This is a genomic window from Pseudomonas sp. YuFO8 (genome assembly GCF_035065025.1).
Classification (GTDB): Bacteria; Pseudomonadota; Gammaproteobacteria; order Pseudomonadales; family Pseudomonadaceae; genus Aquipseudomonas; species Aquipseudomonas putida_AE.
Map to the genome: position 1 here is coordinate 20,572 of NZ_JAXDEQ010000046.1, position 18,816 is coordinate 39,387.

Genomic DNA, 18,816 nt, shown 5'->3' on the forward strand with positions numbered 1-18,816 from the left:
ATATAAGGGGGGGTGTGTGGTCAGGTGTTGTAGGCCTTGATGCCTTCGGCGACGTCGTCGTAAATCTGGACACCGCCGTCGCGCACCAGTAGCACGACGTCACAGAGCTTTTGGATTTCGGGCATGCTGTGGGAAACCAGCACCACTTTGGATTTCTTCAGGCGCTCTTCGAACACGTCAGCGCATTTGCGCTTGAACTGGGCATCACCCACCGACATCACTTCGTCGATCAGGTAGTAGTCAAAGTCGAAGGCCATGCTCAGGCCGAACGCCAGGCGCGAACGCATGCCGGAGGAGTAGGTCTTGACGGGTTCATCGATCCAACTGCCGATTTCGGCAAAGTCTTCGACGTAGGCAACCTTTGCACGCATGGCGTCGCCGACCGCACCGTAGACGCGGCTGACGAACTTGATGTTCTCGCGGCCGGTCATGCTGCCCTGGAAGCCACCGGACAAACCGACTGGCCAGGAAATGCTCTTGTTGGTGGCAATGGTGCCGGAGTCCGGCACATCGGCGCCGCCCAACAGGCGAACCAGGGTCGATTTACCCGCGCCATTGCGGCCGATGAGGCCGATGTTTTTGTCGGCAGGGATCTTCAGTGAGAGGTCACGGAAAACATGGCGGCGCCCTTTGGGGGTCAGGTAAGACTTGGTGATATTTCTGAGCTCGAACACGGTAAGCCTGCGGTTAGCCGTTCTTGGTGGAGATCAAATGCAGTCGACGAACCCGGTATGTGCCGAGCGATACGAACAACAAAACCAGGGTGACAGCGATTACGTACTCAAGAGAGACGCCATCGACGGGCACGTAGTAAGGGAAGATCTCGGCGCGGATCAGTTCCAGCAAGTGCAGGAACGGGTTGAGCAATAGCAGAGGCAGCATCGCGTGAGGCAGGTAGGCCGCGGGTATCAGGACGCCGGAAATGAAATACAGCGGGAAAAACATCATGCGGATGAATATCTTGCTGCCCGGAATCGCGTGAGCAATCAACGCCAGAAGCATCCCCAGTCCGAAGGCAAACAGCAGGCCCAGCAGGATAGTCAGTACCCATTGGATAGGAGCTTTAACCGACATGTCGAAGCCGTACCAGGCGAAGCCAAACACCAGGATGGCGTAGACGAGGGCGGAGATGCTGAACTCCACCAGGACCCGGGCGATGAAAGTGTCGAGGGGTTTGATCTGTTTGTAGGCAAACAGCGAACGGTTTTCCCTGGGGCTGTCCATCAAGCGCAACGCTGTGTTGCGAAACAGCAGGAAGGGTGCGAGTCCAACCAGGACGAAAACGGGAAATTCGAGTCCGGCTACCGTTCTGCCGCGAATCAGAGCGAACAGCGTACTCAAGATCAATAGGTGGGCAATCGGCTCAAGTAGCGTCCACACCGCACCCATGCGGCTCGCACCTATACGCGCGCGCGCTTCGCGCAGAACCAGGGCGAAAATGACGGATTTTTTGATTTGCAGAGAGGAGCGGGGCTTCAACATGATTTACCGCACAGCACAACAACGCGATAAACGCGTTGCTTGAATTCATTTTCAGAAGACTATCTGCCAATGTAGGGCAGATTGATTCCATTCGTGGGGCGGGAGGTTAAACGCTGTGCCCGACAGGAGTCAAGCTGCATAGTTCCCTACCGATAACCGGCTGTATTTGCCATCGGGGAGGGCATTTTGACAGATTTGACCTTTTAGTCAGAACTCGATGAGTGATGGCTCAGGTGGCCATCATTGGGTAAGTGAATAAACCAAAGTGCAGCAGATTTAAACCGAAGTGGGTGGCGATGGCGGCGGCCAGTCCGCCGAATCGATAGGCCAGTCCGTAACCAATGCCCGCCAGGGTCGCCAGCAAAATCCATTGCCAGCCAGCGCCCCAATGGGCCATTCCGAACAGAAGCGCGGCGATCAGCAGTGCAAGATATTCGCCATAGGGCAGATGCTGGAAGCGTCGGCTCAGGCCTCCTTGCAGGTAACCCCGAAACAGCGCTTCTTCGACCAATGTCACCAGCAACAGGTTGTTGTTTATCCACAACCACGCCTGGGGAGGCCATTTCGGTGCCCACTCGACTATCCCCACAAGCCATGCGCTTCCCAGCGTAACGATTGCCGTCAGGCTCAGGATCAGGGCAACTGCCTTCAATGCTTGCAGCACCGAGTGGCGGCCGATGATCCATGGGCATATGAGCAGCAGCCAGAAACCTATCAGCGGTTTATCCAGATTGAGGTTCATCGAGAAGGGCGTGGCGTTCTCGGTGAAGCGTTCCTGGTCGATCATTCGGGCGCTGTGAAATCCCGGCCACCAATGCAGCGCCAGGGTGAGGGCCAGGAGGATGAACAGGGCGTGGCCAAGATAGCGGCCGTAGCGGATGTGTTGTTGCTGGACGGCGAATCCGGCGAGTAGCAGCAGGAGAATGGCGATGCTCGCCTGGGCGGTGATTTGCCCGTAGGTGAGTGCCAGGACATAGCCGGCAGAGAGGAGTGTCAGGTATGGCCAGGGCATTACGAGCATGAACATTTCCTTGTTTCAGGTGAGCTCGCTTTAATGTGGGGCATTTAGGCAGATATGGCCGTGCGTCTGCAATTGTGGTGCTGTGTTTTAGTGCGTAAAACAGAGTGTGTGACTATGTTTAAAGGTACCTGACATTCGTTGGAAGGGTGCACTGCCGAATCCTGCTGGAAAAAGGGGAAGCATATGACAAGTTGGTCCGTGATCTCTGTGACGTTGGTGATGTTGATGCCTCTTATGACCCTGGTTACTTCGTTAAGGGGGTGGATCATGCATTTCAAAATTGAAGGCGACACCGAGTACTAGTTGCGGTTTGACCAGATACTGGTCCTTTCAAGAGCGCTAACACTGAGCACAGGGATGTGGTTCCCCCGCAAATATGGAATTTTGTGCGTAGTGCTATTCCCTTCAAAGCTGCGCGCCTGTTGGCAGATCTGTCGACTGGGCGGTCGTCTTCGCTGGCAAGCCAGCTCCTACAGGGGGCTGAATGCATTCGAAATCAGGTCGGCCGGTAGGCGCCTTGCTTTTGCATGTTCGCCAAGCGTGGTAACTGTGCTGCTGAGGAGCCTCAGCACAGGGTCGAGGCTCAATGAACGGCCGAGGACCTTGGGACAGGCACGCAATCAAACCTGGAAACTTCTTTGATCCAGAATCGACGGTATTCGGTTTGGTCTGGCGCCAACGGCTTGTGATTTGACCAGGCGTGTCCTGTTTTCAAGCTTTCGCGATACGCTTCCCACTCTTTTTCTTCGGCGATTTCCTTCGCCTTTTTCTCATCGTCGAACCAACCAAGAACATACACTTCGCCTTGATCGATTCCGTGCTCGATCAATAGATAAATCTCTTTCATACGCTAAACCCATAACGACAAATTTCTAAAATACCCTACCACAGCGTATTGCCCTGGCTATCGGCAGGGGATTTCGTTTCTTGAGTAAATATGGGGCGCTGGGTCTTGGATAGTCGTTTTTGGTTGAGATATCAGGCGGTCCAGTGAATCTCGCAGGCGTTCTGACTCGCGGTGATCACCTGGAAGACAATCATCGGCTGTCAGGGCGCCATCGCTGGCAAGCCAGCTCCTACAGTGGATTTTGGGTACAGTCGCGAGGGAATGGTCGGCTGTGAGGGCGCCTTCGCTGGCAAGCCAGCTCCTACAGTGGTTTTGGGTACAGTCGCGAGGGAATGGTTGGCTGTGTGGGCGCCTTCGCTGGCAAGCCAGCTCCTACAGGGGGTTGGGTACAGTCGTGAGGGAATGGTCGGCTGTGAGGGCGCTATCGCCAGCAGGCTGGCTCCCACAGTGGATCGGGTGCATCCCGGGGCGATTGGTTGGCTGTGAGGGCGCCATCGCTGGCAAGCCAGCTCCTACAGTGGTTTTGGGTACAGTCGCGAGGGAATGGTTGGCTGTTAGGGCGCCTTCGCTGGCAAGCCAGCTCCTACAGGGGGTAGGGTGCAGTCGTGAGGGAATGGTCGGCTTTGAGGGCGCCATCGCTGGCAAGCCGGCTCCTGCAGGGGATTTGGTGCAGTCGCGAGGGAATGGTGGGCTGTTAGGGCGCTATCGCCAGCAGGCTGGCTCCCATAGTGGATTGAGTGCATTCGCAAGTAATTAGTTGGTTGTAAGGACGCCTTCGCCGGCAAGGTGCTTGGATGGCAGGTTGTAAGTGAGGGCGTCAGGCGCGGTTACCGAAGTAACGGCGCCTGAAGCACCAACACTTGTTATCCCGCGCTTACGACGCAATCAACTGCCGCAACACGTAGTGCAAAATTCCTCCCGACTTGAAGTACTCCACCTCATTGAGCGTATCAATCCTGCACAACACTTCGATTTTTTCCCGGCTGCCATTCTCCCGGGTGATGACCAGTGTCAGGTTCATCCGCGGGGTCAGTTCGGCGCCGGTCAGGCCGAGGATGTCCAGGGTTTCCCGGCCGGTCAGGTTCAGGCTCTTGCGGTTCTGGTCGAGTTTGAACTGCAGCGGTAGCACGCCCATGCCCACCAGGTTGGAGCGGTGGATGCGCTCGAAGCTTTCGGCGATGACGGCCTTGATGCCCAGCAGGTTGGTGCCCTTGGCGGCCCAGTCGCGGCTGGAGCCGGTGCCGTATTCCTGGCCGGCGATGACCACCAGTGGGGTGCCGGAGGCCTGGTAGCGCATGGCGGCGTCGTAGATCGGCAGTTTTTCGCCGGTGGGGATGTAGTAGGTGTTGCCGCCTTCTTCGCCGTGGAGCATTTCGTTGCGAATGCGGATGTTGGCGAAGGTGCCGCGCATCATCACCTGGTGGTTGCCGCGGCGTGAGCCGTAGGAGTTGAAGTCGCGCGGTTCCACGCCTTTTTCCCGCAGGTACTGGCCTGCGGGGCTGTCGGCCTTGATGTTGCCGGCGGGGGAGATGTGGTCGGTGGTCACCGAGTCGCCGAGCAGGGCGAGGATGCGTGCGCTGCTGACGTCCTTGACCACCGGTGGCGGGCCGCCGATATCGTCGAAGAACGGTGGATGCTGGATGTAGGTCGAGTCGTCCTGCCAGACGTAGGTGGCCGCTTGCGGCACTTCGATGGCTTGCCATTGTTCGTCGCCGGCGAACACTTCGGCGTATTCCTTGTGGAACATGGCGGTGTTGACCCGTTCGACTGCCTCAGCGATTTCCTGGCTGCTGGGCCAGATGTCGCGCAGGTACACCGGCTGGCCGTTCTGGTCTTCGCCCAGGGGCTCGCGGCTGAGGTCGATGCGTACGGTGCCGGCCAGGGCATAGGCGACCACCAGCGGTGGCGAGGCCAGCCAGTTGGTTTTCACCAGCGGGTGGACTCGGCCCTCGAAGTTGCGGTTGCCCGACAGCACCGAGGCTACGGTCAGGTCGGCTTTCTGGATGGCTTTTTCGATGGGTTCCGGCAGTGGCCCGGAGTTGCCGATGCAGGTGGTGCAGCCATAACCGACCAGGGCAAAACCCAGGGCGTCGAGGTACTGCGTCAGGTCGGCGGCCTTGTAGTAGTCGGTAACCACTTTGGAGCCGGGGGCCAGCGAGCTTTTCACCCAGGGTTTGCGCCGCAGGCCTTTTTCCACGGCTTTTTTCGCCAGCAGCCCGGCCGCCATCATCACGCTCGGGTTGGAGGTGTTGGTGCAGGAGGTGATGGCGGCGATCACCACCGCGCCGTTTTTCAGGCGAATGGTCTGGCCTTCGAATTCGTAGTCCACTTCGCCGGCCATGTCCGCATTGCCCACCGCCACGCCGCCACCACCTTCGCTTTCCAGGCGGCCTTCTTCCTTGCTGGTGGGTTTGAGTTGCAGGCCGATGAAGTCGCTGAAGGCTTGCGCGACGTTCGGCAGCGAGACGCGGTCTTGCGGGCGCTTGGGCCCGGCGAGGCTGGCTTCGACGCTGGCCAGGTCCAGGGCCAGGCTGTTGGTGAATTGCGGTTCCTTGCCAGGCAGGCGCCACAGGCCCTGGGCCTTGCTGTAGGCCTCGACCAGTTTGACCGTGGCGTCGGGGCGGCCGGACAGGCGCAGGTAGCTCAAGGTCACGTCGTCCACCGGGAAGAAGCCGCAGGTGGCGCCGTATTCCGGCGCCATGTTGGCGATGGTCGCGCGGTCGGCCAGGGGCAGGTCGGCCAGGCCGTCGCCGTAGAACTCGACGAATTTGCCGACAACGCCTTTCTTGCGCAGCATCTGGGTGACGGTCAGCACCAGGTCGGTGGCGGTGATGCCTTCCTTGAGTTTGCCGGTGAGCTTGAAGCCGATCACTTCGGGAATCAGCATCGACACCGGTTGGCCGAGCATCGCCGCTTCGGCTTCGATGCCGCCGACGCCCCAGCCAAGTACGCCGAGGCCGTTGATCATGGTGGTGTGGGAGTCGGTGCCGACCAGGGTGTCGGGGAAGGCGTAGGTGCGGCCGTCTTCGTCCTTGGTCCAGACGGTGCGGCCCAGGTATTCCAGGTTGACCTGGTGACAGATGCCGGTGCCGGGCGGCACCACGCTGAAGTTGTCGAAGGCGCTCTGGCCCCAGCGCAGGAAGGCGTATCGCTCGCCGTTGCGCTGCATTTCGATGTCGACGTTCTGTTCGAAGGCGCTGCTGGTGGCGAATTTATCGACCATCACCGAGTGGTCGATCACCAGGTCCACCGGCGACAGCGGGTTGATGCGCTGCGGGTCACCGCCGGCCTTGGCCATGGCCGCGCGCATGGCGGCCAGGTCGACCACGGCGGGCACGCCGGTGAAGTCCTGCATCAGCACCCGCGCCGGGCGGTATTGGATCTCGCGGTCGGAGCGGCGCTCCTTGAGCCACGCGGCAATGGCCTTGAGGTCGGCGCCGGTGACGGTCTTGGCGTCTTCCCAGCGCAGCAGGTTTTCCAGCAGCACCTTGAGCGACATGGGCAGCGCGTCGAGGTCGCCGAGGCTCCTGGCGGCCTCCGGCAGGCTGTAATAGTGGTAGGTCTTGTCGTCGACTTGCAGGGTTTTAAGGGTCTTCAGGCTATCGAGGGACGGCATTACGGTCACTCCTTGGAGTCCGCACGGGTACGGACTGAGGGAACGGGCAGAGCATTAAACCTAGCCCTGTTTTAAGTAGCTGGCTAATAACTGGACTCTATGGGCAAGTCCGAGGTTCCGAAGTCGGCTATCATGCGCCGGTTTTCGTGACAGGCTTTGCGTTAGCGCAAGTCTGGGCATCGCGCAGTGGTTGAATGTCTCGCCATCTGCCCAGGAGTAAGAATGAACACCCTTTTCATGCATTGCCGGCCGGGCTTCGAAGGTGAAGTCTGTTCCGAGATTTCCGACCTCGCCGCACAACTGAACGTGGCCGGTTATGCCAAGGCCAAGGCGGCCAGCGCCTGCGCCGAGTTTGTCTGCACCGAGGAAGACGGCGCCGAGCGCCTGATGCGCGGGCAGCGTTTTACCAACCTGATCTTCCCGCGCCAGTGGGCCCGGGGGATCTTCATCGACCTGCCGGAGAGCGATCGCATCAGCGTGATCCTCGCGCACCTGGCGGATTTCCCGACCTGCGGCAGCCTGTGGCTGGAAGTGGTCGACACCAATGATGGCAAGGAGCTGTCGAATTTCTGCAAGAAGTTCGAAGGCCCGCTGCGCAAGGCGCTGACCGGCGCCGGCAAGCTGGTGGACGATGCGACCAAGCCGCGCTTGTTGCTGACGTTCAAGAGTGGTCGTGAAGTGTTCGTTGGCCTGGCGGAGTCGAACAACTCGGCGATGTGGCCGATGGGCATTCCGCGCCTGAAATTCCCCCGCGAGGCGCCGAGCCGTTCGACCTTGAAGCTCGAAGAGGCCTGGCACCATTTCATCCCGCGGGACCAGTGGGACGAGCGCCTGCACAGCGACATGACCGGTGTCGACCTGGGCGCGGCGCCCGGCGGCTGGACCTGGCAGTTGGTCAACCGCGGCATGCTGGTGACCGCTATCGATAATGGCCCGATGGCTGAAAGCCTGATGGACACCGGCCTGGTGCAGCATTTGATGGCCGACGGTTTCACCTTCAAGCCCAAGCAGCCGGTGGACTGGATGGTGTGCGACATTGTCGAGAAACCGGCTCGTAACGCGGCGATGCTGGAGGAGTGGATCGGCGAGGGGCATTGCCGCGAGGCGGTGGTCAACCTCAAGTTGCCGATGAAGCAGCGGTATGCCGAGGTGAAGCGTTTGCTGGAGCGTATTGCCGATGGTTTCAAGGCGCGGGGGATCAAGGTCGAGATCGGCTGCAAACAGCTGTACCACGACCGTGAGGAAGTGACCTGCCACCTGCGCCGCCTGGACGTGAAGAAAACCAAGTCCCGCTGAGACGAACGGCCCCATGTGGGAGCGGGCTTGCTCGCGAAGGCGTCGTGTCAGTCGACATCAACGCTGGTGACACACCGCTTTCGCGAGCAAGCCCGCTCCCACAGGACCGTGGTAATTCCACAAGGGCGGCGTAATGCCACAGATGACCGAACACCCGGCAATGGGCGACAATGCCGGCAAGTTTCAGGAGTGAATCATGAGTGAATTGCTTGATACGCCGGTAGACGGCACCCTCGATGCCACCGGCCTCAACTGCCCGGAGCCGGTGATGATGCTGCACCAGCACATCCGTGACCTGGTGCCCGGCGGCCTGCTCAAGGTGATCGCCACCGATCCGTCGACCCGCCGCGATATCCCCAAGTTCTGCGTGTTTCTCGACCATGAGCTGGTGGGGCAGCATGAAGATGCCGGCACCTACCTCTACTGGATCCGCAAGAAGTCGGATTAACCTGTACAGAACAAATGTGGGAGCCAGCCTGCTGGCGATGGCTGACTCAAACTCGACATCATTGTTGACTGAACCACCGCAATCGCCAGCAGGCTGGCTCCCACAGGTTCAACCCTGGCTGTTGCGAATACGCTTGCGCGCACTGCGCGTCAGGCGGATCGACAGCATCAGCGCCGCGCAGCTCAGGCCGACGATCAAACCCTGCCACAGCCCGCTCGGGCCGCTTGGCGTGCCGAACCAGTCGGTCAGGCCGAGGGTGTAGCCCACTGGCAGGCCGATGCCCCAGTAGGCGAACAGCGTCAGGATCATCGTCACCCGGGTGTCCTGATAGCCGCGCAACGCACCGGCCGCCGTGACCTGGATCGCATCGGAAAACTGGAACAGCGCTGAATACACGATCAACATCGCCGCCACCCGGATCACCGTCGGGTCCGCCGTGTAGATGGTTGCGATGTGCTCACGCAGCAACAGCATCAAACTCGCCGAGAGACAGGCATACGCCAGCGCCGTGCCCATGCCGACGCCCGCGGCGAAGCGCGCTTCCCGGGGTTGCTCGCGCCCCAGCGCCTGGCCGACGCGCACGGTCACAGCCATGCCCAGGGAGTAGGGGATCATGAACACCAGCGAGCTGAAGTTCAGGGCGATCTGGTGCCCGGCGACCACGGTGGCGCCGAGGCTGCCGATCAGCAGGGCGATCACCGCGAAGATGCTCGACTCGGCGAACACGGCAATACCGATGGGCAGGCCGATGCCCAGCAGGCGCTTGATCACCGACCATTGCGGCCAGTCGAAACGGCTGAACAGCTGGCTCGATTGATACGCCGGCGCCCAGCGCTCCCAGCCGGCCATGCCCAGGGCCATCACCCACATCACGATCGCCGTGGCCCAGCCGCAACCGACGCCGCCCATGGCCGGCACGCCGAAGTGGCCATAGATGAACACGTAGTTCAGCGGAATGTTCAGCGCCAGGCCGCACAGGCCCAGCACCATCGCCGGACGGGTGCGCCCCAGGCCGTCACTGAAGCAGCGCAGCACATGGTAGATAGCGACCGCCGGCAGGCCACTGGCGATGCCGTGCAGGTACTGCATGCAGGGGCCGATCAGTTCGGGATCGACCTTCATCACGTGCAAGACCGGTTCGGCACCCAGCAGCAGGCCAGTGGCGATCAGGCCCACCACCAGGGCCAGCCACAGCGCCTGGCGCACGATCGGGCCGATCTCGCTGTGGGTGCCGGCACCGAAGCGCTGGGCGACTTTCGGCGTGGTGGCCAGCAACGTGCCGGTCATCAGCAGGAACACCGGCACCCAGATCGAGTTGCCCAGCGCCACCGCCGCCAGGTCGCGCGGCCCGACCCGGCCGGCCATCACCGCATCGACGAAGCCCATCGCCGTGGTGGCCAGTTGCGCGATCATGATCGGCAGGGCCAGGCCGAGCAGGTTTTTCAGCTCCAGGCGGACCCGGGCGGGGCGGGAGAGGGAAGGGCTGGTGGTGTGGTCGGTCACGGAGTTCAAGGGCAAAACGTCCAAATATGTTGGCTGCGCGGGTGCGCATTCTACAGATTGACGCAGCGGTCAGGAAAAGACTGTGTTGGGGATTTGTAATCCTGTGGGAGCGAGCTTGCTCGCGATGGAGGTCAACGATGACGAGGGCTGCCTGAATAAACGCGGCGTTCTCAGGTTTTTCGCGAGCAAGCTCGTTCCTACAGGGGCATCGATGCTAGGCGCAACACGTCAACTACGCCTACACTGCCGATCCGCCAAAGGAGCCTGACATGCTGATTGTTGCCGACGAAAATATCCCCCTGCTAGACGCCTTCTTTGAACATTTCGGTGAAATCCGCCGGGTGCCGGGGCGCTCCATCGACCGCGCCACGGTCGAGCAGGCCGATGTGTTGCTGGTGCGCTCGGTCACCCGCGTCGACCGTGCGTTGCTGGAAGGCAGCAAGGTGCGCTTCGTCGGCACCTGCACCATCGGCACCGATCACCTGGATCTGGATTACTTTCAACAGGCCGGCATCACCTGGTCCAGCGCGCCGGGCTGCAACGCCCGGGGCGTGGTCGACTACGTGCTTGGCAGCTTGCTGACCCTGGCTGAAATCGAAGGCGCCGACCTGACTCAACGCACTTACGGTGTTGTGGGGGCTGGTGAGGTGGGTGGACGATTGGTCAAGGTCCTGCAGGGCCTGGGCTGGAAGGTGCTGGTCTGCGATCCGCCACGCCAGGCCGCTGAAGGGGGCGATTACGTCAGCCTTGAGCAGATCATCGAGCAGTGCGACGTGATCAGCCTGCACACACCATTGACCCGGCAGGGTGACCAGCCGACCTGGCATCTGCTCGATGAAAAACGCTTGAACCAGCTCAAGCCCGGCACCTGGCTGATCAACGCCAGCCGTGGCCCGGTGGTGGACAATCGCGCCTTGCGCCAGGTGCTGCTGCAGCGCGAAGACCTGCAGGCGGTACTCGATGTCTGGGAGGCCGAGCCCGAAGTCGACGTGGCCTTGGCCGAACTCTGCGTGCTGGCCACGCCGCACATTGCCGGCTACAGCCTCGATGGCAAGCAACGCGGAACGGCGCAGATCTATCAGGCGTACTGCGAGTTCCTCGGGCAAGCGCCCCAGGTCAGCCTGACCGACTTGCTGCCAGCCCCGTGGCTGTCGCAGGTGACGTTGAGTGCGGACACCGACCCGGCCTGGGCCCTGGCGATGTTGTGCCGCGGGGTGTACGACCCGCGCCGTGACGATGCGGATTTTCGCCGCAGCCTTGTGGGCAGTGTGAGTGAGCAGCGTGCGGCGTTCGATGGGCTGCGCAAAAACTATCCATCGCGACGCGAGATCGACGGGTTGCAGGTGCGCATTGATGGGGATGCGCCGGCGTTGCGGCAGATCGTGGCGGCTCTGGGCGCGACGGCTATCTGAAAATCGGGTAATAAAAAACCCGGCCCAAATGGGCCGGGTCAATGAAGACGGTGGCTACATCACTCTTGTTCGGCAGGCTTGACCAATCGCTTCTCCAGTTCGCTGCACGCGTGCTGGATCATGTTTTCAGTGATCGGTACTTCGCGGCCCTGTTCATCGATTATCGAGCACCCCAGAGACTGGTCTGGCTGCGTGCGGATCACTTCAATCTTGTCATCGCTGCGTTGTTGCAAGGACATGGCCTGTCTCCTCATCAGGTTGTGTGCCTAGATTAAAACCATCAGGTGACCAGGCTGTGACAACTCCCTGCGATCGCTCCTGAACGGCATCGCCAGTCGACCAGAAATATCCCGACATGGCTACCGCAACTTTAGACCAATAGCGTCTAGGCACTAGACTTCACGGTCATAATTAACCTGACTCATTCTGATTCAACAGGTTCCACCCTCGGGTCGGTGTACGCTGATCCTGTCAATTACTGCGTTGTGGATGATGCAAATGCTCACTGTTCGTCACCGTCGTGCGATTCGCCTGGCCAGTCGTTTCATCGCGCCTTATCGCTGGCACGCGCTGGGTGCCCTGTTCGCGCTGGTCGTCACGGCGGGCATTACCTTGTCCATGGGGCAGGGCATTCGCCTGTTGGTGGATCAAGGGTTCATGACCCAGTCGCCGCATCTGCTCAACCAGTCCATCGGCTTGTTCATGCTGCTGGTGATCGGCCTGGCGGTCGGCACCTTCGCCAGGTTTTACCTGGTGTCGTGGATCGGCGAGCGCTGCGTCGCCGACATCCGTCGCCGGGTGTTCAATCATCTGGTCTACTTGCACCCGGGGTTCTACGAGGACAACCGCAGCTCCGAGATCCAGTCGCGGCTGACCGCCGATACCACGCTGCTGCAATCGGTGATCGGCTCTTCCCTGTCGCTGTTCCTGCGCAATTTGCTAATGGTGATCGGCGGGATCGTCCTGCTGTTTGTCACCAATCCCAAGCTCACCAGCATCGTGGTGATTGCCTTGCCGTTGGTGATTGCGCCGATCCTGATTTTCGGCCGGCGGGTGCGCAGCCTGTCGCGCCTGAGCCAGGACCGGATTGCCGATATCGGCAGCTATGTGTCCGAGACCCTGGGCCAGATCAAGACCGTGCAGGCCTACAACCACCAGGCCCAGGACGAGCAGCGTTTCGCCGTCACCGTGGAGGAGGCGTTCGACACGGCGCGCAAGCGCATCTTCCAGCGGGCCTGGCTGATTACCCTGGTGATCGTGCTGGTATTGGGCGCCGTCGGCGTGATGCTTTGGGTCGGCGGCATGGACGTGATTGCCGGGCGGATTTCCGCGGGTGAGCTGGCGGCGTTCGTTTTCTACAGCCTGATCGTCGGCAGTGCGTTCGGCACCTTGAGTGAGGTGATCGGCGAGTTGCAGCGCGCGGCGGGTGCGGCAGAGCGAATTGCCGAGTTGCTGCGGGCGCAGAACATCATCCAGCCACCGACCACGGGCCTGGTGACCTTGCCCGAGCGGGTGCGGGGCGACCTGGTGTTGCAGGATGTGCGCTTTTGCTACCCCTCACGCCCCGAAAGCTACGCCGTCGATGGCCTGAGCCTGAGCATCCAGGCCGGGGAGACCCTGGCGTTGGTCGGGCCGTCCGGGGCTGGCAAATCGACGGTGTATGACCTGCTGCTGCGCTTTTACGACCCCGGCGAAGGGCGCATCCTGCTCGATGGCGTGCCCCTGACCCAGCTCGATCCACTGGACCTGCGGCGTTGCTTCGCCCTGGTTTCGCAAACCCCGGCGCTGTTTTACGGCAGCATCGAAGACAACCTGCGCTACGGCAACCCGACCGCGACTTCGGAGGAGGTTCGAGAAGCGGCCAAAATCGCCTACGCACACGACTTCATCGAAGCCATGCCCAACGGCTACCAGACCCACCTGGGCGACGGCGGCCTGGGCTTGTCCGGCGGCCAGCGCCAGCGCCTGGCCATCGCCCGCGCGCTGCTGGTGGATGCACCCATCCTGCTCCTGGACGAAGCCACCAGCGCCCTCGACGCCCAAAGCGAACACCTGATCCAGCAGGCATTACCGAGCCTGATGAAAAACCGCACCACCCTGGTCATCGCCCACCGCCTGGCCACGGTAAAAAACGCCGATCGTATTGCGGTGATGGATCAAGGGAAGCTGGTGGCGGTGGGAACGCATCAGTCGCTGATTGCGAACAATGCGTTGTATGCGCGGCTGGCGGCGTTGCAGTTCAGTGATGGACATGAGGCTGCGTGAATCGCCGCTGCTGAATTCTGCAAGGCGGCATTCAGTGAGCTGGCGACCGACCTAGTAACCGACCAAGTAACCGACCAAGTAACGGCGCTCTGAAATATGCAGAAATCGCGCAGATCAGCGGCCTCACATCAGTGGGCTAACCTTGCGGAATCTTCATATTCAGGGAGGGCAACGGAATGCCCATCGCCGCAAAAGGGTGTCGCCTGCGCAAGTCCAGATTTTCTGAACAGGGTCGCCTCTATCTGCTGACGGCAGTCACTCATCAGCGCCAGCCGGTGTTCGCTGACTGGCGCTTGGGTCGTTTGTTGGTGGATCAACTGCGCTGCGCTGATGAAAGCTCGGCGATTACTTCCATGGCCTGGGTCGTGATGCCGGATCATCTGCATTGGCTGATTGAATTGAAACACGGGACGCTGGCGGAGTTGATGTGTCGCATCAAGTCCAGAAGCAGTCGTTCGATCAATATGGTGCGCGGTGAGCAGCAGCGATTGTGGCAGCGGGGGTATTACGATCGAGCGTTACGGCGTGATGAGGATATCAAGGGGGCGGCGCGGTATATCGTCATGAATCCGTTGCGGGCGGGATTGGTTTCCAGGGTTGGCGATTATCCCTTGTGGGATGCCAACTGGATTTGAGGATCACATTCAAAAGATCGCAGCCTGCGGCAGCTCCTACAGTGGGGCGGGTGTACACCCTGTAGGAGCTGCCGCAGGCTGCGATCTTTTGATCTTGTATCAACGGATCTCACTGATCGTCGAAATACCGCTCATGCCAATCCACCAGCGGTTGCGGTGAGTTGAGTTTCTGGCCGTAGATCACCGAATACGACAGCACGTTCTGCACGTACTGGCGGGTTTCGTCGAATGGGATGCTTTCCACCCAGACGTCGAAGCTCAGGTGATCGGCGCCGCGCAGCCACTGGCGCACGCGGCCCGGGCCGGCGTTGTAGGCGGCGGAGGCGAGGACGCGGTTGCCGTTGAACTGGCTGTGGACCTGGCTCAGGTAGGCCGCGCCGAGCTGGATGTTCTTGTCCGGGTTGAACACTTGCTGCGGCGAGGCCAGCGGAATGCTGAACTTGCGTGCGGTTTCCTTGGCCGTTCCCGGCATCAATTGCATCAGGCCGCTGGCACCGACACTGGAGCGGGCGTCGTCCATGAAGGCGCTTTCCTGGCGGGTGATGGCAAATACCCAGCTGGGATGCAGGCCGCGGATCTTCGCTTCGCGGACCAGGGTTTCGCGGTGGGCCATCGGGAAGCGAATGTCCAGGTCGTCCCAGTACTGCGCCTGGCTGATGGTGCGAATCGCCGGGAAATACCATTTCAGGTCGTAGGCCAGTTTCGCCTGGGCGACCATTTCGTCGCGACTGAAGTGACGGCTGACGTGATACCACTCGCGGCGACCGTCGACGATCTGCCCGCGGGCATGGAACTCCAGGGCGCGACGAATGCCGGGGGTGTTGCGCACCTTGTTCATCAGCGCCTGGCTGAACACCAGCGGTTTGTTGTTCAGCGAATAGGGCGACTGTGAACGGTCGGCGGCAAGGAAGCCATAGAAATCGCGCTCGCGCGCCAGGCTCTTGTAGAGGGTTTGCGCTTCGGGGTTCTGCGGTTGCGCCAGTTCCAGGCTGCGGGCCTGCCAGTAGCGCCAGCGGTTGGCGGTGGCCAGGTCCTGGGGCAGGCGGCGCGTCAGCTGGTAGGCATCGTCCCAGCGCGCCAGGCGCAGCAACAGGCGCATGCGCCATTCAGACACCGTGTTGTCGCGCAGCTCCGGGTCGTACCTGGTCATCATGTCCAGCGCGCGGCTGTCGAAGCGTTTCGCGAGGGTCAGGCCGATTTCCCGGGCGATCGCCACTTTTTCGTCGCGGGAGAAGTGCATGCTGCTGGCATAACCGTCGAGCAGGCTCATGGCCCGGTCCGGGTCCTGGCGGGCCAGACGGCGCAGGCCGAGGCTGACCACGTCGGACATCGGTTCGTCGGCCGGGGTGAAGCGCGACGGCGAATTGAGCAGCTCCGGTTTCTGTGCCACATCGATCAGCAGGCGACCACGTGGGGCGAGGGTGGTCAAGCCATTGACCAGGCTGTTGGCCAGTGGGTAGTTGCGCGCCTGGGCGGCAAGTTTGGTGCGTTCCCAGCGCTTCTGCTCGGTGAGCTGGCCTTCGGCGGCCCACATGCCGAACAGCGCGTCACACGCCGCCGGTTGCGTCTTGCCGGTCAGCCAGAGTTTGTTGGCGTTGGCGTAGCCTTCGGTCTTCTGGTTGTGGCTGATCTGGTACTGCGCGTTCAGGCAGTCCAGTTCGGTGAAATTCATCTTGGGGTCGTAATATTTGACGAACGTCGCCCAATCGCCGCGTTCGGCCAGCCAGCGCAACCAGCGCAGCTTCATCCAGTTGGCCTGGGGCAGGTCACCGTGCTCGGCGAGGAATTTCTCGATCTCGGCATTGCTCGCGGTCTTCAGGCGCGCGGTCAGCTCGTCGTAGGCCAGGTAGGGTTCCAGCGGATAGTCGGCCAGGGCCTGGCTGTAACGGAAATACGGGCCGGTGTCGCCCTTGGCCAAGGCGCGCTTGGCTTCATCGTAGTACTGGCGTTGGGTGGACAGGTCCACCGCCTGGACGGATTGAACGGCAGCGGCAGAAAGTAGAAAGCAGGACAAAAGATTGAAAAGGCGACTGCGCATGAGACGTCCGGACAGAAAAAACATGACAAGTGCTGGCGACGCCCGCACTGAATTATTCGTAGCTTAGCCTTTTGCCAGCAATGGGCGAAAGCTTTGCCGGGCTGTCTGCATCAGTTCGCAACATTTGTGCTGCAGAGTGCTACCAAGGTGAAAATGCCGGCCTGCTAGGGTCCCGTTTCAGGTAGAATGCGCGCCCGGTTTTTGGAGAAGCTCATGACCCTGCTCAAATTCAGCGATGTGTCCCTTGCTTTCGGCGCTATGCCGTTGTTGGACAAGGTGTCCTGGCAGATCGCCCGTGGAGAGCGGGTGTGCATCATCGGCCGCAACGGCACTGGCAAGTCCAGCATGATGAAGCTCGTCAAGGGCGACCAGAAGCCCGATGACGGCTCGGTTTGGCGCGCACCCGGGCTCAAGATTGGCGAATTGCCGCAAGAATTGCCGGTAGCCGACGAGCGGACAGTGTTCGACGTGGTTGCCGAAGGCCTGGACGGTGTCGGCGCGTTGCTCGCCGAGTATCACCACCTGAGCCAGAACTGCGTCACCGATGCCGACCTGGACAAGCTGATGCACGTCCAGCACGACCTCGAAGCCCGCGACGGCTGGCGTTTGCAGACCCTGGTCGACAGCACCCTGAGTCGCCTGCAGTTGCCGGCCGACAAGACCCTCGCCGAATTGTCCGGTGGCTGGCGTCGTCGTGTGCTGCTGGCCCAGGCCCTGGTGTCCGAGCCGGACCTTTTGCTGCTGGACGAACCGACCAACCACCTGGACATCGGTGCCATCGCCTGGCTGGAAGAAGCGCTGAAGGATTTCCAGGGCGCCGTGCTGTTCATCACGCACGACCGTTCTTTCCTGCAGAACCTGGCGACCCGCATCCTCGAACTGGACCGCGGTGGCCTGATCGACTGGAACGGCGATTACGCCAGTTTCCTGGTGCATAAAGAAGCCGAGCTGGCCGCCGAAGCCACCGCCAACGCGCTGTTCGACAAGCGTCTGGCCCAGGAAGAAGTGTGGATTCGCCAGGGCATCAAGGCCCGTCGTACCCGTAACGAAGGTCGCGTCCGCGCCCTCAAGGCCCTGCGCGTCGAGCGCAGCGAGCGTCGTGAGCGCACCGGCAAGGCCAACATCCAGCTGGAAACCGCCGACAAGTCCGGCAAGCAGGTGATGGTGCTCGAGAACGTGAGCTTTGCTCACCCGGGCGGTCCGTTCCTGATCAAGGATTTCTCGATGGTGTTGCAGCGCGGCGACCGCATCGGTCTGCTCGGCGCCAACGGTACCGGCAAGACCACCCTGCTCAAGCTGATGCTCAGTGGCCTGCAGCCCACCAGCGGCAAGGTGGAAGAGGGCACCCGGATCGACGTCGCCTACTTCGACCAGTTGCGCCACCAGTTGGACCTGGAAAAGACCGTGATCGACAACGTCGCCGAAGGTCGCGACTTCATCGATATCGACGGCCAGAGCCGCCACGTGCTGAGCTACCTCGGCGACTTCCTGTTCAGCCCGCAGCGTGCCCGCACGCCGGTCAAGGCGCTGTCCGGTGGCGAGCGTGCCCGTCTGTTGCTGGCCAAGCTGTTCAGCAAGCCGGCGAACCTGCTGGTCCTCGACGAACCGACCAACGACCTCGACGTGGAAACCCTCGAGCTGCTCGAAGAGGTCTTGCTGACCTTCAACGGCACCGTGCTGATGGTCAGCCACGACCGGGCATTCCTCGACAACGTGGTGACCAGCACCCTGGTGTTCGAAGGTGAAGGTCTGGTTCGCGAATACGTCGGTGGTTACCAGGACTGGCTGCGCCAGGGTGGTTCACCGCGCCTGCTGGGCGTGACCGAGAGCAAGTCCGGCAAGGCCGACCTGAACTCCGCCGTGGTCAAGGCCGAGCCTGCACCCGTCGCGGCAGCAGCCGAAGCACCGGTCGCGAAGAAGAAGCTCAGCTACAAGCTGCAACGTGAGCTGGAAGCGTTGCCGGGGCAGATCGAAGCCATGGAGCAGCAGATCGCTGCCGTCGAGGCGCAGATGGCCGATGCCGGCTTCTACCTGCGTCCGGCTGCGGAAACCGCTGCGGTGATCGCCCAGCTGGCGCAGTTGCAGGCTGAACTCGACATCATGGTCGAGCGCTGGGCCGAACTGGATGCCTGATTGATCCTGTAACAAAAAAAGCCCGACCTCGGTAATGCGAGTGTCGGGCTTTTTGTGGAGCTGCCGAAGGCTGCGATCTTTTGATCTTGTTTTTAAACATCAAAGTCAAAAGATCGCAGC

At 61.2% G+C, this 18,816-nt stretch carries 14 protein-coding genes; 6 read left to right on the top strand and 8 right to left on the bottom strand.

Going from position 1 to position 18,816, the window contains the following annotated elements:
• Nucleotides 1-20: 20 nt before the first annotated feature.
• The 5 genes from SOP95_RS27225 to acnA all read right to left on the bottom strand — a co-directional run bounded on the left by SOP95_RS27225 (nucleotide 21) and on the right by acnA (nucleotide 6,966).
• A complete protein-coding gene (locus SOP95_RS27225; protein WP_323608948.1) occupies nucleotides 21-674 on the bottom strand; it encodes an ABC transporter ATP-binding protein in 654 nt (217 codons plus the stop codon).
• Nucleotides 675-687: 13 nt separating this feature from the next.
• Nucleotides 688-1,389, bottom strand: coding sequence for an ABC transporter permease (locus SOP95_RS27230; RefSeq protein ID WP_323608949.1), 702 nt, complete (start codon nucleotides 1,387-1,389; stop codon nucleotides 688-690).
• Nucleotides 1,390-1,711: 322 nt separating this feature from the next.
• Nucleotides 1,712-2,503, bottom strand: a complete 792-nt coding sequence (locus tag SOP95_RS27235) for a CPBP family intramembrane glutamic endopeptidase (protein ID WP_323608950.1) — start codon at nucleotides 2,501-2,503, stop codon at nucleotides 1,712-1,714.
• A 583-nt stretch (nucleotides 2,504-3,086) separates the two neighbouring features.
• Nucleotides 3,087-3,350, bottom strand: coding sequence for a hypothetical protein (locus SOP95_RS27240; RefSeq protein ID WP_323608951.1), 264 nt, complete (start codon nucleotides 3,348-3,350; stop codon nucleotides 3,087-3,089).
• 874 nt (nucleotides 3,351-4,224) lie between these two features.
• The gene (gene acnA / locus SOP95_RS27245; RefSeq protein WP_323608952.1) at nucleotides 4,225-6,966 is read right to left on the bottom strand and encodes an aconitate hydratase AcnA; all 2,742 of its coding nucleotides are present in this window, start codon (nucleotides 6,964-6,966) and stop codon (nucleotides 4,225-4,227) included.
• A 222-nt stretch (nucleotides 6,967-7,188) separates the two neighbouring features.
• Between acnA and rlmM the strand changes: the two genes are divergently transcribed.
• Entirely contained in the window at nucleotides 7,189-8,262 is a 1,074-nt protein-coding gene (gene rlmM, locus SOP95_RS27250; protein WP_323608954.1) for a 23S rRNA (cytidine(2498)-2'-O)-methyltransferase RlmM, read from the top strand.
• 196 nt (nucleotides 8,263-8,458) lie between these two features.
• Entirely contained in the window at nucleotides 8,459-8,710 is a 252-nt protein-coding gene (gene tusA / locus SOP95_RS27255) for a sulfurtransferase TusA (protein WP_274077684.1), read from the top strand.
• Nucleotides 8,711-8,818: 108 nt separating this feature from the next.
• Here the strand turns inward: tusA and SOP95_RS27260 are convergent, their stop codons facing one another.
• Nucleotides 8,819-10,222: an MATE family efflux transporter gene (locus SOP95_RS27260; protein WP_323608955.1), complete on the bottom strand. Its 1,404-nt coding sequence runs from the start codon at nucleotides 10,220-10,222 to the stop codon at nucleotides 8,819-8,821.
• Nucleotides 10,223-10,482: 260 nt separating this feature from the next.
• On the opposite strand from SOP95_RS27260, the gene pdxB reads away from it, so the two are divergent.
• Nucleotides 10,483-11,625 carry a 4-phosphoerythronate dehydrogenase PdxB gene (gene pdxB / locus SOP95_RS27265; RefSeq protein WP_323608956.1) on the top strand — a complete coding sequence of 381 codons (1,143 nt, stop codon included), beginning with the start codon at nucleotides 10,483-10,485 and terminating at the stop codon, nucleotides 11,623-11,625.
• A gap of 59 nt (nucleotides 11,626-11,684) precedes the next feature.
• Here the strand turns inward: pdxB and SOP95_RS27270 are convergent, their stop codons facing one another.
• On the bottom strand, nucleotides 11,685-11,864 hold the full coding sequence (locus SOP95_RS27270) for a PA1571 family protein (protein WP_274077093.1): 180 nt from the start codon (nucleotides 11,862-11,864) through the stop codon (nucleotides 11,685-11,687).
• 259 nt (nucleotides 11,865-12,123) lie between these two features.
• On the opposite strand from SOP95_RS27270, the gene SOP95_RS27275 reads away from it, so the two are divergent.
• On the top strand, nucleotides 12,124-13,890 hold the full coding sequence (locus tag SOP95_RS27275) for an ABC transporter transmembrane domain-containing protein (protein ID WP_406592830.1): 1,767 nt from the start codon (nucleotides 12,124-12,126) through the stop codon (nucleotides 13,888-13,890).
• A 176-nt stretch (nucleotides 13,891-14,066) separates the two neighbouring features.
• The gene (locus SOP95_RS27280) at nucleotides 14,067-14,525 is read left to right on the top strand and encodes an REP-associated tyrosine transposase (RefSeq protein WP_323608957.1); all 459 of its coding nucleotides are present in this window, start codon (nucleotides 14,067-14,069) and stop codon (nucleotides 14,523-14,525) included.
• A gap of 109 nt (nucleotides 14,526-14,634) precedes the next feature.
• Here the strand turns inward: SOP95_RS27280 and SOP95_RS27285 are convergent, their stop codons facing one another.
• On the bottom strand, nucleotides 14,635-16,563 hold the full coding sequence (locus SOP95_RS27285; protein ID WP_323608958.1) for a transglycosylase SLT domain-containing protein: 1,929 nt from the start codon (nucleotides 16,561-16,563) through the stop codon (nucleotides 14,635-14,637).
• A gap of 213 nt (nucleotides 16,564-16,776) precedes the next feature.
• Between SOP95_RS27285 and SOP95_RS27290 the strand changes: the two genes are divergently transcribed.
• Nucleotides 16,777-18,696 (top strand): ATP-binding cassette domain-containing protein, encoded by a 1,920-nt coding sequence (locus SOP95_RS27290; RefSeq protein WP_274077090.1) that lies wholly within the window; start codon nucleotides 16,777-16,779, stop codon nucleotides 18,694-18,696.
• The last annotated feature ends 120 nt before the right edge of the window (nucleotides 18,697-18,816 follow it).

Excerpts from the sequence above, each read along its gene's own strand:
- SOP95_RS27230 (WP_323608949.1), bottom strand. The coding sequence starts at position 1,389 with ATGGGTGCGGTGTGGACGCTACTTGAGCCGATTGCCCACCTATTGATC.
- SOP95_RS27235 (WP_323608950.1), bottom strand. The coding sequence starts at position 2,503 with ATGCTCGTAATGCCCTGGCCATACCTGACACTCCTCTCTGCCGGCTAT.
- SOP95_RS27240 (WP_323608951.1), bottom strand. The coding sequence starts at position 3,350 with ATGAAAGAGATTTATCTATTGATCGAGCACGGAATCGATCAAGGCGAA.
- acnA (WP_323608952.1), bottom strand. The coding sequence starts at position 6,966 with ATGCCGTCCCTCGATAGCCTGAAGACCCTTAAAACCCTGCAAGTCGAC.
- rlmM (WP_323608954.1), top strand. The coding sequence starts at position 7,189 with ATGAACACCCTTTTCATGCATTGCCGGCCGGGCTTCGAAGGTGAAGTC.
- tusA (WP_274077684.1), top strand. The coding sequence starts at position 8,459 with ATGAGTGAATTGCTTGATACGCCGGTAGACGGCACCCTCGATGCCACC.
- pdxB (WP_323608956.1), top strand. The coding sequence starts at position 10,483 with ATGCTGATTGTTGCCGACGAAAATATCCCCCTGCTAGACGCCTTCTTT.
- SOP95_RS27270 (WP_274077093.1), bottom strand. The coding sequence starts at position 11,864 with ATGTCCTTGCAACAACGCAGCGATGACAAGATTGAAGTGATCCGCACG.
- SOP95_RS27275 (WP_406592830.1), top strand. The coding sequence starts at position 12,124 with ATGCTCACTGTTCGTCACCGTCGTGCGATTCGCCTGGCCAGTCGTTTC.
- SOP95_RS27280 (WP_323608957.1), top strand. The coding sequence starts at position 14,067 with ATGCCCATCGCCGCAAAAGGGTGTCGCCTGCGCAAGTCCAGATTTTCT.
- SOP95_RS27285 (WP_323608958.1), bottom strand. The coding sequence starts at position 16,563 with ATGCGCAGTCGCCTTTTCAATCTTTTGTCCTGCTTTCTACTTTCTGCC.
- SOP95_RS27290 (WP_274077090.1), top strand. The coding sequence starts at position 16,777 with ATGACCCTGCTCAAATTCAGCGATGTGTCCCTTGCTTTCGGCGCTATG.